We start from the raw sequence: 14,924 nt of genomic DNA, 5'->3' as shown, positions 1-14,924 counted from the left end.
GTCTCCTCTCAACTTTATGCCCATCAAGAGTGATATCTTCCATCACTCCTTCAACAACAACAATCTTGAGATGACCGCCGCTTAAATCTTGCTCAGGCAAATAAGCCCGCACCGCAATATAGCCGCGCTTCATATAAAGCTTGGTCACCGCTTTGAGCACTTTGTTGATTTCGGCAATCCCCAAACACCGTCCTTCCCAAAGAGAAATGGCTTCATGAAGGTCGGGGTGAGAAATCAACTGAGCACCAACAAATTCAATGCTTTTGATCAGCAAACAGGTTGTACCAGACGAAGCACCATAGGGAGATGTGGTATCATCGTCTGGCAAAAATACCCCATGTGTTTCGTTTCTACGGTGTAATTGCTGAAAACGCTGTTGTTGCGTTTGTTGTCGTTGGATGCTCTCTGATTGATTAATCGCTTTCTCACGAATGTTTTCGGCAAAACTCGGCAACGAGAAAAGGCACAAAATAGCCGCAAAAACAAAAGTGCAAAAAAATCTATGCATTCATTGTGCCCTCAAAATGAGCAACAAAATGAACCATATCATCAGCGTCACAGAAAAAATTGCCAACCGCGTAACAATTTTTTAATTTTTTGATGAGAATAATACTTATAAAATCTAAGAGAAAAGCATAGACTGTACTGTATACACTTGCTTTATGTGTTGTGCAAACCATATCATTTCCCCCGCTTTTGAAGCTTGTATAATTACAATGTTAAATGACAATTGCTCTATATGCTTCTTAATTTTAAGGTGCTGCATGTAATATAATTTTGAGCTTCAAGTAAAGGCTGTTATTCATAGAATATACCAAATTTATTGGAACTGTTACATATTAGAGACAACAAGAAACTATCCATTATTATCGCTTGATAAGAAAAATAGCATGACGATAGCTTATTACTAAAATAAGAAAAAAAGAAAATGCGTAATGCCATAACTGATGAAGGATTAGCGCATTTTAAAACTGCTTATCCTAATGAAAAAAACACTAAAGATGATCTGTTTTATTATGTTTACGGTCTTTTGCATTCGGAATATTACCGTGCTCGCTATGCTGATAATCTCTCTAAAGAATTGCCTCGTCTTCTTTATATAAAAACTGCTAAGGATTTTGGAAATTTGTAACAGCAGGGCGTGAATTGGGTCATTTGCACGTAAACTATGAAACTGTAGAACCTTATCCTGAGACCTTTAAAAAGGGTAATCCAAAATTAACTGACATCTCTAATCCCGAAAAGTTTTATTATGTGACTGAAATGAAATTCGCAAAAGCAGTTAAAGAAAATGGAAAATCTGATAAAGATAAAACCACTGTTATTTACAATAGCAATATCATTATGACATGATATCCCTCTTGAAGCTTATGAGTATATTGTCAATGGCAAGCCCGCTCTTGAATGGGTTATGGGGCGTCAATGTGTAAAGACAGATAAAAAGAGTAGTATTGTGAATGATGCTAATCGCTATGCTGTTGAAACCGTTGGCAATCCTGCTTATCCATTAGAGTTGTTTCAGAGGGTTATTACCGTAAGTTTAGAAACCATGAAAATCGTTAAGAACTTACCAAATTTGGTATTAAGAGAAACTGAATAGACTTGGCATGCTCACATAATGCTCACATAATGGGTATGTTAATCTCACAAGGGGTATAGAGCTTATAACCATAATCTGTTGCTTACATAAAATCTTCTTTACTATGACGGATAACAAAATAAAGTTAAGAGAATAGGATTTAGCAACATTCCTCTTAATTATTGCAAATCAAAGATTCTTTTCGTGGAGTTTTTTTCCCATACCTGCTGTCCAAAGGGTTTTGAATTCTAAAAAGTTGATTTGAGGCTACAATGTAGCTACATTATAATAAAGGTTATAAATGGAGGTACCAATCATGAAAACCGATTCCGTTGTTCGCGCTCGCATTCCTGCTGAAATGAAAAAACAAGCGATGATTACTTTAGAACGTATGGGATTAAGTGCATCAGACCTTATCCGCATAACATTTTTGCGTGTAGCTGAAGAAGGTTGTTTGCCTTTTGATCTTAAAGTACCTAATAGTGTCACACGTAAAGCTATAAAGGAATTAGATGAAGGTAAAGGTAAGACATTTAAAAACGCTGATGCCCTTTTTAAGGATTTAGGCATTTAATATGCTGATACCTGTTCGCTCGAGACAATTTAAACGTGACGTGCGCAAGGCGGAAAAACGCAGTAAAAATATGAATAAGCTGCGTACACTATTGAGTCTTCTAATTGAAGAAAAGCCATTACCAAGACATTACTGTGATCATCCACTAAAAGGCGATTGGGTAGGATATCATGATATTCATATCGAACCAGATTGGCTGCTTATTTATAGAATAGAAGGAGATAAATTACATCTTATTCGTACAGGAACGCACTCTGACCTTTTCAAAGAATAATTATATGAAAAGTTAAAAATACTCTAACTTTTCTCTACATAATTAGATTTTTTTACATTGCCTTTAAAAGATTATATCGTAATCTAAAATGATAGCTTTATTGTTTTCAAAAGCTTTGTTGTGAATACTTATATTACTTTACGCTGTTAATTCCCTAATTTTTGAAAAAAGTATAAGCACCCCCTATACCCCCCCTACAAAACATATAGCATTAGTTGAATTTATAGGTTGTATTTTGATATAGGTTGTTTAAATTAAAGACCCTTATAAACAAAATTCACAAAAAATTAAAATTCATTTAGTAAAAAAATGATAGGTTATAAAGATAAAAATACGCATTATGCGAGCGTTTCTAAATATTATAAATGTATAGATTCAGAAAATAACGCAATCGTTTCATAAAGCCAATAATATAGCTTTAAAAGCATATAAATATAAAAGAAGAAATTGATAAGAACATGATAAATATTTACACATAATGAATTTAAAAAAAGATAAAAAATATCAAAAAAGATAAAATATTAATTGACAATAAATACGTATTTTGTTATATAAATAATCAAGTGATTGAAAAACACTTTTTGATAAGCGGATAGACTACGAAACAGCCTTTCCAAAGTCTTTAAAAAACTGACTATCTTTTATGCTATCGTTGGCATATATAGTGATTTTGTCGGGTGTGCTTACACCATACAATACCCTTATGGGAAAAGTGTAAGCAACGGACTTATCACCGTGTTTTTCAACACCCGATGCTTTTATAAGCTGTCAATTGAAAAACAATTTTATGATAAGGTTTAATTATGAAAAATATCTCAAAAATCCCCCCCCATTATCTCTAATATTGCAAATGAAACCGCGCCTGTTAATCAACAACAGCCTGCAAAAAAATACGAATTTATTGATGATGGTGAATATATCGATGGTCATTTCTTAACTCGAATTAGAGCTTTAAGAGATTTTGGTGATGTGAAAAAAGGTGATATCGGGGGGTATATTGAAAAAGAAAGTAACTTATCTCATGAAGGAAATTGCTGGGTTTATAATAAAGCGCGGGTCTTTCAAAATGCACGCGTCTTTGGAAATGCTAAAGTAAAAAGCTTTTTTGTTGACGTCTATGGCAATGCTCAAATTTATGGAAATGCTATTTTTGAAGGAAGAACATTAAAGGACAATGCAAAACTTTCAGGCAATGCGCATGCTAGCAACGCTGTTGTAATTGAAGGCAATGCACAAATTTATGATAACGCCCGTGTCACTGATCATGCTCATATTTCCGATAACGCTGTCATTTGTGATGATGCTCATGTCGGAGGCAATGCAAAAATAAGTGGCTCTGCTTACATTTGTGATGAATCGCGTGTTTTTGATGATGCCGTTATTTGTGATGCTCTTATCTCTGGTTCTTCATATATTCATAGCAATGCCTCTTTAACTGCTAATGAAGATATCTGTGATGATGCATATCCTGAGTTTGGTAGCGAAGATGATTATTATCGTCATGAGTATTATGCTGATTTTGAAGGGTATTATGACGATGATAATGACAGCGAATATGAAAGTGAAGCTGCGTAAATGACACGCGCGGGCGCAGCGGGGGCGCCCCTCTTTTAAACATTTCAATTAAAAATTTATCAAATATGAACTTAGGGAGTTACCTATGTCCACTATAACTGTATCTAAAAAATACGAATTGACTAATGAAACTCATATTATTGAAGGTCGTACTTTATATAGAATTAAAGCATTAAAAGATTTTGATAATGTCAAGGCTGGCGATCTTGGTGGCTATATCGAAAATGAAAGCAACCTCTCTCATGATGGTAATTGCTGGGTTTATGATGATGCGTGTGTTTATAATAATGCTTATGTTTTCGATAATGCAAAAATTGAAGGAAATGCTAAGGTTTTTGATTGTGCAAAAATTTATAACAATGCAAGGGTTGCTGATCATGCCTTGGTTTTTGGAATAACTTATGTTTACGATCATGCCTGCGTTTTGAATCATGCTGAGGTATCGGACAGGGCTGTTATAAAAGGTCATGCTAAAATCTATGATAACGCTTTATTAACTGGCTATGCGCAAGCTTATGGCAATGCAAAGATTTTTGGCAATGCTCAAGTTTGGTTTTTTGCTGTAGTTGGTGATGATGCTTGTATTTATGAGAATGCAAAAATTACAGGCTATACATACATTTGTGATCAAGTGAGTGTTTTTGGCAATTCATATATAGATACAAAAAAATTGAATGGTCATATTAAAATTTGTGATCAAACCATAAAAGACGCTGCATAAATAATGGCGCGGGCGCGGCGGGGGCGCCCCTCTCTCAATTTTCCATTTCAAATTTTATCAAACGTTTATCACATTAGATTGTGAGGGTCTTCTATGTGCAAAAAATACGAATTAACCAGTGAAATCAAAAAAATCAAACATGCTCTTACTCGAAATATTATTAACCTTTATCGCATTAAAGCTTTAAAAGATTTTGATGATGTAAAGGCGGGATCCTTAGGCGGCTTTATTGAAAAGGAAGTTAACCTATCCCATGATGGTAATTGCTGGGTGTATGATGAGGCTTGTCTCTACGGTCATGCAAGAGTGTATGAAAATGCAAAAATACGCCATTTTTCTCAAGTCTGTGGTCAAGTTTATGGCAATGCTGAAGTCTATGGAAAGGCTTTTATCTCTCAATATGCTAAAGTTTATGACCATGCTTTTGTCTATGGCAATGCTCATGTTTATGGTAATATTTATGGTAATGCTCATGTGAATGGTAGCGCCCGCGTTCTTGCTGATGCTCATATTTATGACCATGCGCATGTTTCTTATGATGCTACGGTTTTTAGTTATGCACGCGTTTATGGTCATGCCAAGGTTTCTGGCTTGGCTTGTATTTATAGCCATGCAAAAATTTATAATTATGCTGTTATTAATGGTCGTGCAAAAATTTATGGCAAGGTTTATGGGAATGCTTGTGTGAGTGGCTCTTGTGAGATTTATGGCTGTGTTTATGGCAATGCTAAAATCTCATATTGTGCAACGATCTGGGGGCGTGCTTATGGCAATGCAAAAATCAACAAAAAAAGCAAAGTAAGGTTGGTTCCAAAAAATTGTGAGGTTTATGAAAGGGATAATGTTGTCAATATAACTGATAAAACAGAATAAAGAACGGCGTGGGGGGCGTGCCTTCTTTATGGTTATAAACGCATATAAAATGCATTGCTGTAAACATATCATAAAAGAGAGAGTAAAATAAAAAAAAGCCGTGCCAATTAATATGACGCGGCTTTCAAATGTCTATTCTAATGATTAAAATGAATCATCCACATGGAGTAATAAATGCATATATACAAAACGTATCATATTGCAAGCGCTCTATTAGAGATATGAAAACTTATCAAAAGAAACATAAATGGTGCGTATGATCTTTAATCACTCATTTGAATAAGAGAGCCTATAAACGCTTGTTATGGCTATCAAACAAATCAAAACGCTCGGTAGCTTCAACAATCCAATCAAAAGCAAATGCATATTCAATAAATATCTGTAAAAAACGTTCTTTTTACATTTGGAAGCGTTGCTTTTTACAAAGCAGCTTTTCATAAAACAAATAAACAATTATGGTTTTTTGTTACCATTTTTATCAAGTCAATTTTATTAATAATAGTTATAAAAAAATCACAAAATTAAAATAACCACTTGAAAATATACCCATATGGGTATATTAATAATCATGAGTAAAATAAAACGTATCATATGGCTTGGTTCTTCACTCAAAGATATAAAAAGTCTTCCTGATCTTATTCAACAAAGGATTGGTTATGCTCTTTATCTTGCTCAGATAGGAGATAGAGGAGAAAATGTTAAGGTTCTCAAGGGGTTTGGATCTGCCAATGTTCTAGAAATTATTGAACGCGATATTCAAGGAACTTATCGCGCTGTTTATACGATACAATATAAAAAATCTCTTTATGTGCTGCATTGTTTTCAGAAAAAATCGACCCGTGGCATTGCAACACCAAAACCAGATATTAATCTGATCAAAGAACGTCTCAAGTTAGCAGAACAATTAGAAGGGAATTAAAATGGTCAATGTTTTTCACGGTAGTTCCAATGTTTATGCGGATCTTGGCTTTTCAGATTCCAGAGAGATGCTTATCAAAGCGCAACTTGCTCATAAGATTAGTCAAATTCTGAAAGAAAAGAACTTAACACAAAAACAGGCTAGTCAACTTTTGAAAATGACTCAACCAAAACTGTCTAAACTCTTAAGTGGAGAATTTCGAGGAATTAGTGAAATGAAAATGCTTGAGTGTTTGGCAAAATTGGGAAACGATATCAAGATTATTGTTAATCCGAAAGAAGTTAAAACGCTTGAAGGATATTTTGAAGTTGTTTTTTCTTCTTAAACTTCTTTATGATTAGCTTTTTATGGTCTATTCATACATGGCAATCTTATATAAAAAATGGTCAAATGAATCATGCATAAAAGGATGGATTCTTAAGTGGATTCATATAAAATAATTACACTCAAACTATTGACTTTATTGTATTTTTATATATAATGCGTTATTATCATCGTCCAAGGTTCATTCTTAGGAATGCGTAATTTAAACCGGTGATAACGATTGCGTGAACGTCCATGATAAGCGCCCGTGACATACGAACACACCCTCTCCTTATGCCATGTGATCGGCGTCTGATTATTGCGAAGACGACGTTCTCCTATGCTTAAAAGACCTTGTGTCGTATCAACTTCGGCAAACATTTTCGTAATAAAGTTAAAACTTCCATCCGGTGCCCCCATCTCTTGTGAAACAACCGTTGCCTCCATCGGCGCTCCTGTAAACATAACAAGCCGATTGTTTTCATCAAAAGCACCAAGCATTGGAGCGCCACTTTGCCAACGAGGGCTGTCTAAAGAAGCCGGCAATGCCTCAAGATTGAGTGAAATCTCATCTAACTGTTCTAAAGTATAACCTGTTGTAAACACTGGAAACAACGTGAAAGGCTTTCCCTGTAGCGTCGACCATTTCTGCAAGCCCCAATCATAAACAAAGGTGGTTTGTTCGTTATTGCCTCTTTTTAAGGACCAATAAATCCGGTTATCAATGGGGTCTATAACTCCTTGCATCTCATCAAGAGCAAACTTATCAAATGTTTTAAAAACCGTTCTATCAACCTTTTCAAAACCTATCGGTAAAAGTTGACCATCTAAACTCATCTGATAAAAACCACCATCACCTGCAAAAAAAGCGTCACTCCCTCGACATGCTATAGAGGCTGCACTGCGGGCTCCTCGCTTGTCTTGTATCTTTTGAAACGTAAACACAATCTTAGAACCCGCAACAAAGGTTCCAGCATAAATAGCAGAACGCATAAAAATGAGGGGATTGGTGGATTCTGTTGCCCCTTGAACATATTCTCCATCCGGAAAATCTTGAAAATCGCAATCTTTCTGCTTAACTGTCCAATGGGTTGCATCTTCCAAACCAGACCAATGAATGCGATTGGGGTGATCTGTCAATTGCATCAAACAAACAAAAGGTCCCCAAACCTTCACCAAGCCTGCTTTCGGCGGATTGCCTCCTAAATCTTCAAATCGTTCAGAACTATGGGTATTAAAAACTTGTGGTTTATCATTTTTATTGACCGCAATAATTCTTTGACCAAACAGAGCAAATGACCATTGATTATCCTCATGCGCATGATAGGTCACACCACTTTGGCTAATGTCTTTCCAACCCTGCGTTTGACTATCATAACTGTAAAGCTTTTGCTTGCCTCCTACGATTATTTTAACACCATTACCGCTTCTAAAGGCGATTGAACCCAAGGGCTTTTCTTCCAAAGGATTAGAAACAACCATTGCACTAGGCATGGGTATGTAACCACCATCTGCCGGTAAAACATTCACAAGGCTATCCGTAAAACTGCCGTTGACAACCGCAACATCCGGTCTGTAATCGGCAATGGGAAAATAAACCATGCTAAAAATCCGTTGGTATTATTCTGGTCACGTTATGACGTTGAGACGTCTCTGCACGCAATTCATTCAACTGTTCGTTAAAGTCATTGTAAGCTGCCGTTGCACAATCGGGGTCTTTCAAGATATTCTTGTAAAGTTCGTATTTTGCACGCGCCTTAATCAAATCAAACGCGTGCACAAACCATGGATGCTCCTCATCGACACTCTCTATCTCTGATAAACGCAATGGAGAGAGAATGAGTTGAATCTGATAGGCTCTATCCGGCGTGGGATAAAGATGTAATTTCCTATCAAAATAACTGTAACAAACCGGCGTTCCTTGCTGCTCTGATGATAACAAAGGCTCTAAAGAAACATGGTCCTTACATTCCAAGGCAAACTTATGATGTTGATCAGAACTCAGATAAACGTTTTTGATTTTAACAGCACTTTCGATATGGCTGGTAGTGCTTGCATCATAAACACCTTGTCCCGCCCGTGTCTCAAACACCACATCACGGCTTTCGTTAAAGTAAAAGGTCTCTCGTTCACAAAAACGAATGGCTGCAAAAATACTTTCTTGGATTTGATGAACATACTCATCGGCTATGTCATCAATCTCATCTTGAATGACCGACACTAAGTGCGAAAGTGTTCTCTTATGACGATAAACATCTCGCTTTACAGGTATCGGTCCTCCGGTTTTAACCCGAATATAATGACGTGTCATCAGAATACCTTTTAGTGAAATAGAAAAATTGAAACTAACTTGACATTACACACTATGTGTATTATAGTGCACTAATGGTAGCGATAATAAAAACAACAGATGAATTCGATGAATGGTTAGAAAAGCTTAAAGACAGAAAAGCTGCCAATATAATTCTTGCAAGGCTTCATAGAATTCGTTCAGGACTTTTAGGTGATGTTAAATTTTTTAATGGCATAGGTGAATTGCGTATCCACTATGGTGCTGGGTATCGAGTTTATTTCACAAAAAAAGGCGATAAAATCATTATATTGCTTTATGGTGGTGACAAATCCACACAATCCAGTGATATTCAAAAAGCCTTATCTCTTTTGGAGAATCTTAAAAATGAAATTGAAAACCTTTAACTTTGAAAAACACCTCACAACACCAGAATCTCAAGAAGTCTTTTTAAATGAAGCCTTCAAAACAGGTGATGCTGCTCACATAGCGGATGCCCTTGGTATTGTTGCTCGCGCTCAAAATATGAGTGCCTTAGCAAAAGAAACCAATCGCGAACGCAGTGGATTATACCGTTCTTTAAGCAAAACAGGTGATCCTAAGCTTTCAACCCTAGTCGCTGTCTTATCTGCCCTTAATTTGCAACTCTCTGTACAGTCTTCTACTTCATAAACTGAGAGGGAGTTAATAGATCTCTCCCCTCAATTTCAGTGATTGGTCACGAATTCAACGACTATACTTGCTTGACCAGCTTGTACCGTTTTGTCCGCTTTAGCATAGAGAGTAAGCTCTTTATCATAAGGGACAAATTCCTTCTGATTAGAAATCGTTGCTGCTTTAATACCGGCTTGTTTGATTTCTACTTCACCAAATTCAGTCCCTCCAGCAGTGCTGCCTATTTTTACCTTCGTGTCCGAAAATGCTGTCTTGACAAACACTTTAATCGAAGTAATCAAAGCACCATGAGGTAGCGTGCCTATTCTCATAGCGTTTTCTTTATCTTCATAGCTAAAATTAAGCCGCAAAAAGCTTACCTGCTGGGTATGGAGGCTTCTTCCTTGCAATGGAGGTGGTAATTGATCTGCCATGTCTTATCCCCTTAATGATTTGTCACAAATTGTACGACCACAACACACTCACCAGCATCAGTAGTTTTATCTCGTGTTGCATAAAGGGTCATCTCTTTATCCTCTGGAGCAAAAACCTTTTGGTCTGTTGGTGTAAAATCTTGCGTATTTTGGGCTTTGATGTCCTTTTCACTGAACTCATTGCCTCCATAGGTACTTCCTATCTTCAACTTCGCCTCAGAAAACGCCGTCTTAACAAACGCTTTAATCGAAGTGATCAAAGCACCACGAGGTAATATCCCAATTTTCTCCGTAAGATGCTTATCTTTATGCGAGATATTCAAACGTAAGAAACTCACCTGTTGGGTATGAAGAGCTCTTCCCTGTAATGGAGGTGGTAATTGATCTGCCATGTCTTGTTTCCTCCCTATGATTAATTATCAGGTTCACCGCTGTAGGTGGGGATAACAATCGTTCCAAAATCTTGAGCTGTTTGTGCGCTATTGGGCATCTTAAAACGTGTTTTCTTCATTCCTATTAAGGTTTTGGCTGCAACACCAAATTCACGTTCATAATCAAAATACTCTTCTTTAAGCGTATAATGCGTTGCACTGTGATTTTTGCCAAAACCAATAACAGCACTTTGCGCCCCTAGAAACACCGCGCGACGCACACTTTTAACAGCTGTATTATCTGTCGATTTAACACCATGGGTGACATGTATCGCTTCGCGTAAAACAACACCATTATACATGCCTAGAGAACCATCAAAGATTGGGTTTTTCGCACGAGAGGTTGCATAAACCGATTTTTGAATATCTAACCACTCACCAACGGCTGTATTGGTTCGCAATTGCATGACTTGTGTTGGATGCAAATAGAGGACATAAACATCATCACCATTGACATGAACTGGAGAAATTTGCGGATTGGCAAGTTTGGCTTGTTTAACCGCTTCATCAATCAATTTAAGACTAAAGCTATGTTTGGCTTTATCAGTGAGATCTTCATCCTTTGTTTTACCATCTGGACGTATAATCCGTTCACTGCTAGGTGCCATGATTTCATTAAAGCCGTAATGAACTGGTTTAATATACACTTCTCGACCGTCAACACTAATCGTACGTGCTGTATAACCACACACCTGAAGAAAAAACATGATGCTTAAACGGTTTGCGTACCAACGAACCAATCCTTCCTTAGCTTTTTTGCGCAAATTCGGGAGTATTCTTTGTTGGTCAATTGAATCATCATTGGCGACACGCGCTGCATGTAAAAGCTCATTAATGACCAGCCTATCATTCATAAATTGAAGTGCTTCTTCATTGCCTTCAAGCGTTTCGCCCTGTGTAACACCATCCCCAAACAGATTGACCAGCAGACTAAACGTGACGCTATCCCCTGCACTCTTATGGGTTTCGTTGTAAAGCTGGATAATGCTGTTTGAACTTTTGCCAATCAGGGGGGCAATTTTCGTTGCCTTCAAAACTTCATTGCTTAATTTTTGTGACCACAATTTCACCGATTGCGGATCATGGGTTCCTATATGTGTTGTTGCCATTGATTTCACCTTTCTTTGCTGTAAAAAAACCGGCTTAAAGCCGGTGGAAAACCCGCATCAAAAGCGGATTATGCTGTAAAACTTATTGCTTAATCAGGGTCTGCACCCATAATTTCATAAAAACGGACTTCATTTTTCGGGTTCGATATCCACGCGTTAAATTCTTTCTCTGACATATTCGCAAGTGTCTCTTTGGTCATAGGACCTGTAATACTCCCTCCTCCACCAGATGCCGTTAAGGTTCTCGCAGAATTCTGCCGGCTTTGAAGCGCTGCTACTTGATTATTCGCTTGTACTGCTTGATTCTGATAGCCAAGATTTTGCGCTATCCTATAAATCTCTTCTGCCGGATTGAGATCTCTTTGTGCACAAGTCGCTACAAGTGCATGCAATTGATCTCTTATAATCGCATCTATTGTGTTTTGTTGTCCATATTCAGGATAAAGTGATGACCAAGAACTCAATTCTTTTGCACGTGCCTCATAAAGAAAATTTGCCGCGGCATCAAAATCACTGGATTTATTTTGAAACGACTTAACAGAATTATTAAAAAATTCACCAAGACGTATATCATGCTGCTGCCGTTCCTCAGCTTGTCTTAGCGCTTCTTTCTGTTCCCTAATATACGCATCTTGCTCTTGTAGCTTTTTTCCCATCCAACTCATATAGCCAATAATGTCTTGTGTAGGGTCTGGGGGTGCATTTTCACCTTCAACCATTGGCGTCTGGGATTGGGGTTCATAAAACTTGACAAGCGCTTCACGAGCTTGTTTGGTTTGTTGCTCCACACGCTGCTGTTCTATACTAGGAACAATCTCTGAAGGTTTTTCAACGGGCTGTGCAACCGGCTCTGGAGAGGTGACATCATCATTATCAATCGTTTCACCATCATAAGTGCCAGCATCAAAAGAGCTCTCATCATCAAAGACCGGTGCTCCAACTCTGTAATCTTCATTCATCGCTTCATTCATTGCTTCGTTCATTTCTGCATTCATTCTCTAACCTCTCTCAAATGCTTCTTCCTCTGTATGTTGCCGCTCTTTCACGCATGATTTGATTTTGCGCTCGTTCATTAAGAATACGCTCCCGTTCAAGCTCATGCTTCTGTTGCATCAATTCCGCTTCCAATTCTGCTCTCTTTTGACGCATGACCAATTCAATCTGCTTGCCTTGTAAATCCATCTGTTGCATCTGACTTTTAGCCGCAATATCTTGCTGCTTTTCCTGCAACTTCATTTCTTGTTCCGGATTCATTTGCTGTTGTTGGGCTTGTTGTGCCATTTGCTGCTGTTGCATCTTCTCACTCACACGATTAAGCAATGACGCAGGCAATGGTGAATAACGAAGTAGATCAAGCATAATATCCGGCGTAATCGCATTTTGAAGCAATGGAAGCAGTTGTGTGATAATACCGAAGGTGCGCTCTTTTTCGTTCGGGCTGGTTGGGGCATCATCCACCACAATGTCATACTCGACACTCGTTACTTCTTCACGCGTCAATGGAATATATTGCGCATTCTCTTCACCAGATATCCGTACCAAACGCCCATCGGACAAGTAATTCTGTATCAAGTGCAAAATAATCTTACCTTGCCGCTTGCGATACAAACGTAAGCCATCAAACAGACAAGCAAGCAGATTTAAACTGGATTGGCGTCGTTGTGCCTCCAAAATACCCGCTTGTGTCACTTCCCTTGTGCCAATGAATTCGGGCGATAAACCCGTCACCTGATTAATCGCTTCCTTAGCTTCATTAAACAACTGGAAAAACCCCGTTGGAAATTCTGCTACGGGTTTGGGTTGGATCTTTCCTTGTGCAAGGGCGCCATCTTCAGCAACTAGCAACGCATCAGACCGCGCCCAATCTTGCATAGCCTGCCTGATGTCCTTAAACGCCCCTTCCTCGACAATAAGCCCCCCTTTGGATTGGCTATTAAGGATATACATCACTTGACTGAAATATTTATTCGCCCACCGTTGTGGATCTTTTGTAGGACGTACAACCCCATAAAATTGCCGTTCTATCTTGTCAAAATACCCCGTTATACACTCCCAACCCAATTGACCAGCTGGAACCAAAGGTTGATCTGGGGATTCAAGCAATTTCCTCCCTAAAAAAGCACGCCTTACAACCTTTTTATTGAAAGCTGCCCCTTGGATATCGGGCATCATGCATTGGAGCTGCTTAAATTCCTCTTCGCTATAATCACGCAATTCACCCGTTTCTAAATCGGGCGCTTTGTAATACCTCTCGCTTTCAAACCAACGGCATTCAACAAGAGTGACCATCCGACGACCGTTTTCAACATCAATGCTCCCTTCATCACTGTAATAATCAAGATCATTATGGTGAACACCTTCATGAGAGCTCCCATCCCTTGCCCAATCTGCACTCAGCTCTGTCCAATGGGCTTTGGGAAACATCTGCTTGGCTACTTCCAAAGGCTTGCGGTCCACATACCACAAACGTTGCGCATCGGTTAAATTCGGTTGCACTGCCGCACTATCCCAGACCATTTTCAGTGGGTCTAAACGCGTAATTACCGGTTCACCATCGAGGCTGTTCTCATAATCAAGCCGTGTATCAGTCCACCCCATGCCGCAGATAACCGCATCTTGGAAAGCGTCACTATCAGCGTATTCTGCATGCGCCATGTCCCGAAACCATTCTGCCGCACCGGTAAGCAATTCACTTGGCAATGCCTTCCCTACTTGACGGGGAATGAATTGCACTTCGCGCTTGTTATTACGCTCTGACCCCACAACGGCATTGACCAATGGGGCAATACGATTAAAGGTCATAACGGGGCGGCGTTGCTTTTTTAACGCCGATAAATCTTCTTCATTCCATTGATCACCATTGTAAAAACCAAAATCCTCCCGTGCATGTTCACGCCATTTGTTCACATGCTCCACATCTTCTTTGTACCAGCTCACAAGCTTGCGAAATAAGCCTTCATGAGAGAGATCAGATACGTTGCTGTCTTTCTCTAAATGTTCATCATCATGCATCATTCTGCCATCCATGAGGTACTCTCATATTCCGTTCTGCCGCTATAAGCTGGTCGCTTTTGTATTTCTTTTGGTGGTTTGTATGAAATACACATCAGTCCAAAGGCATCCGCCCCATGACTCGACCAATCATGCTCTGCACCCAAACCAATGCCGCGCTTCTCATCCCATTTCTC

The 14,924-nt window shown here is 38.5% G+C and carries 17 protein-coding genes and 2 pseudogenes; 10 read left to right on the top strand and 9 right to left on the bottom strand.

Going from position 1 to position 14,924, the window contains the following annotated elements; translation table 11 throughout:
• A partial coding sequence (locus ACFINF_RS08100; protein WP_375620431.1) for a POTRA domain-containing protein occupies nucleotides 1–508 on the bottom strand: 508 nt, incomplete at its 3' end.
• A 423-nt stretch (nucleotides 509–931) separates the two neighbouring features.
• Between ACFINF_RS08100 and ACFINF_RS08095 the strand changes: the two are divergent.
• From ACFINF_RS08095 to ACFINF_RS08060, 8 genes and pseudogenes are all read left to right on the top strand, one after another.
• Nucleotides 932–1,600: pseudogene (locus ACFINF_RS08095) on the top strand (type ISP restriction/modification enzyme); the annotation flags it as partial.
• 295 nt (nucleotides 1,601–1,895) lie between these two features.
• Nucleotides 1,896–2,153, top strand: coding sequence for a type II toxin-antitoxin system RelB/DinJ family antitoxin (locus ACFINF_RS08090; protein ID WP_012230893.1), 258 nt, complete (start codon nucleotides 1,896–1,898; stop codon nucleotides 2,151–2,153).
• A 1-nt stretch (nucleotide 2,154) separates the two neighbouring features.
• Complete coding sequence (locus ACFINF_RS08085) at nucleotides 2,155–2,427, top strand: type II toxin-antitoxin system YafQ family toxin (protein WP_026500655.1); 273 nt, start codon at nucleotides 2,155–2,157, stop codon at nucleotides 2,425–2,427.
• An 834-nt stretch (nucleotides 2,428–3,261) separates the two neighbouring features.
• Nucleotides 3,262–4,002 carry a hypothetical protein gene (locus tag ACFINF_RS08080; RefSeq protein WP_375620433.1) on the top strand — a complete coding sequence of 247 codons (741 nt, stop codon included), beginning with the start codon at nucleotides 3,262–3,264 and terminating at the stop codon, nucleotides 4,000–4,002.
• 85 nt (nucleotides 4,003–4,087) lie between these two features.
• The gene (locus ACFINF_RS08075; RefSeq protein WP_375620430.1) at nucleotides 4,088–4,723 is read left to right on the top strand and encodes a hypothetical protein; all 636 of its coding nucleotides are present in this window, start codon (nucleotides 4,088–4,090) and stop codon (nucleotides 4,721–4,723) included.
• Nucleotides 4,724–4,816: 93 nt separating this feature from the next.
• The gene (locus ACFINF_RS08070; RefSeq protein ID WP_375620429.1) at nucleotides 4,817–5,596 is read left to right on the top strand and encodes a hypothetical protein; all 780 of its coding nucleotides are present in this window, start codon (nucleotides 4,817–4,819) and stop codon (nucleotides 5,594–5,596) included.
• Nucleotides 5,597–6,164: 568 nt separating this feature from the next.
• Nucleotides 6,165–6,515, top strand: coding sequence for a type II toxin-antitoxin system RelE/ParE family toxin (locus tag ACFINF_RS08065; RefSeq protein ID WP_041581387.1), 351 nt, complete (start codon nucleotides 6,165–6,167; stop codon nucleotides 6,513–6,515).
• A gap of 1 nt (nucleotide 6,516) precedes the next feature.
• Nucleotides 6,517–6,840 carry a helix-turn-helix domain-containing protein gene (locus ACFINF_RS08060; RefSeq protein WP_375620428.1) on the top strand — a complete coding sequence of 108 codons (324 nt, stop codon included), beginning with the start codon at nucleotides 6,517–6,519 and terminating at the stop codon, nucleotides 6,838–6,840.
• 146 nt (nucleotides 6,841–6,986) lie between these two features.
• Here the strand turns inward: ACFINF_RS08060 and ACFINF_RS08055 are convergent, their stop codons facing one another.
• Nucleotides 6,987–8,420: a hypothetical protein gene (locus tag ACFINF_RS08055; protein ID WP_375620427.1), complete on the bottom strand. Its 1,434-nt coding sequence runs from the start codon at nucleotides 8,418–8,420 to the stop codon at nucleotides 6,987–6,989.
• 1 nt (nucleotide 8,421) lies between these two features.
• The gene (locus tag ACFINF_RS08050; RefSeq protein ID WP_375620426.1) at nucleotides 8,422–9,129 is read right to left on the bottom strand and encodes a hypothetical protein; all 708 of its coding nucleotides are present in this window, start codon (nucleotides 9,127–9,129) and stop codon (nucleotides 8,422–8,424) included.
• 74 nt (nucleotides 9,130–9,203) lie between these two features.
• Between ACFINF_RS08050 and ACFINF_RS08045 the strand changes: the two genes are divergently transcribed.
• Together ACFINF_RS08045 and ACFINF_RS08040 are read left to right on the top strand one after the other, a co-directional pair.
• Nucleotides 9,204–9,515 carry a type II toxin-antitoxin system RelE/ParE family toxin gene (locus ACFINF_RS08045; protein ID WP_375620425.1) on the top strand — a complete coding sequence of 104 codons (312 nt, stop codon included), beginning with the start codon at nucleotides 9,204–9,206 and terminating at the stop codon, nucleotides 9,513–9,515.
• On the top strand, nucleotides 9,496–9,780 hold the full coding sequence (locus ACFINF_RS08040) for an addiction module antidote protein (protein ID WP_375620424.1): 285 nt from the start codon (nucleotides 9,496–9,498) through the stop codon (nucleotides 9,778–9,780). The genes ACFINF_RS08045 and ACFINF_RS08040 overlap by 20 nt, the downstream gene beginning before the upstream one ends.
• A 35-nt stretch (nucleotides 9,781–9,815) precedes the next feature.
• Here the strand turns inward: ACFINF_RS08040 and ACFINF_RS08035 are convergent, their stop codons facing one another.
• From ACFINF_RS08035 to ACFINF_RS08010, 6 genes and pseudogenes are all read right to left on the bottom strand, one after another.
• Nucleotides 9,816–10,196 (bottom strand): hypothetical protein, encoded by a 381-nt coding sequence (locus ACFINF_RS08035; protein WP_375620423.1) that lies wholly within the window; start codon nucleotides 10,194–10,196, stop codon nucleotides 9,816–9,818.
• Nucleotides 10,197–10,207: 11 nt separating this feature from the next.
• A complete protein-coding gene (locus tag ACFINF_RS08030; protein WP_375620422.1) occupies nucleotides 10,208–10,588 on the bottom strand; it encodes a hypothetical protein in 381 nt (126 codons plus the stop codon).
• Between the two features lie 20 nt (nucleotides 10,589–10,608).
• On the bottom strand, nucleotides 10,609–11,736 hold the full coding sequence (locus tag ACFINF_RS08025) for a N4-gp56 family major capsid protein (RefSeq protein ID WP_375620421.1): 1,128 nt from the start codon (nucleotides 11,734–11,736) through the stop codon (nucleotides 10,609–10,611).
• Nucleotides 11,737–11,825: 89 nt separating this feature from the next.
• Nucleotides 11,826–12,719 carry a hypothetical protein gene (locus tag ACFINF_RS08020; RefSeq protein WP_375620432.1) on the bottom strand — a complete coding sequence of 298 codons (894 nt, stop codon included), beginning with the start codon at nucleotides 12,717–12,719 and terminating at the stop codon, nucleotides 11,826–11,828.
• Between the two features lie 25 nt (nucleotides 12,720–12,744).
• Nucleotides 12,745–14,763 (bottom strand): portal protein, encoded by a 2,019-nt coding sequence (locus ACFINF_RS08015; protein WP_375620420.1) that lies wholly within the window; start codon nucleotides 14,761–14,763, stop codon nucleotides 12,745–12,747.
• A pseudogene (locus tag ACFINF_RS08010) lies at nucleotides 14,748–14,924 on the bottom strand (PBSX family phage terminase large subunit); the annotation flags it as partial. The pseudogene ACFINF_RS08010 and the gene ACFINF_RS08015, both read right to left, overlap by 16 nt.

The sequence above is a fragment of the Bartonella sp. TS25HLJMH genome (assembly GCF_042193505.1).
Classification (GTDB): Bacteria; Pseudomonadota; Alphaproteobacteria; order Rhizobiales; family Rhizobiaceae; genus Bartonella; species Bartonella grahamii.
This window is presented reverse-complemented; position numbering and strand designations above follow the sequence as displayed.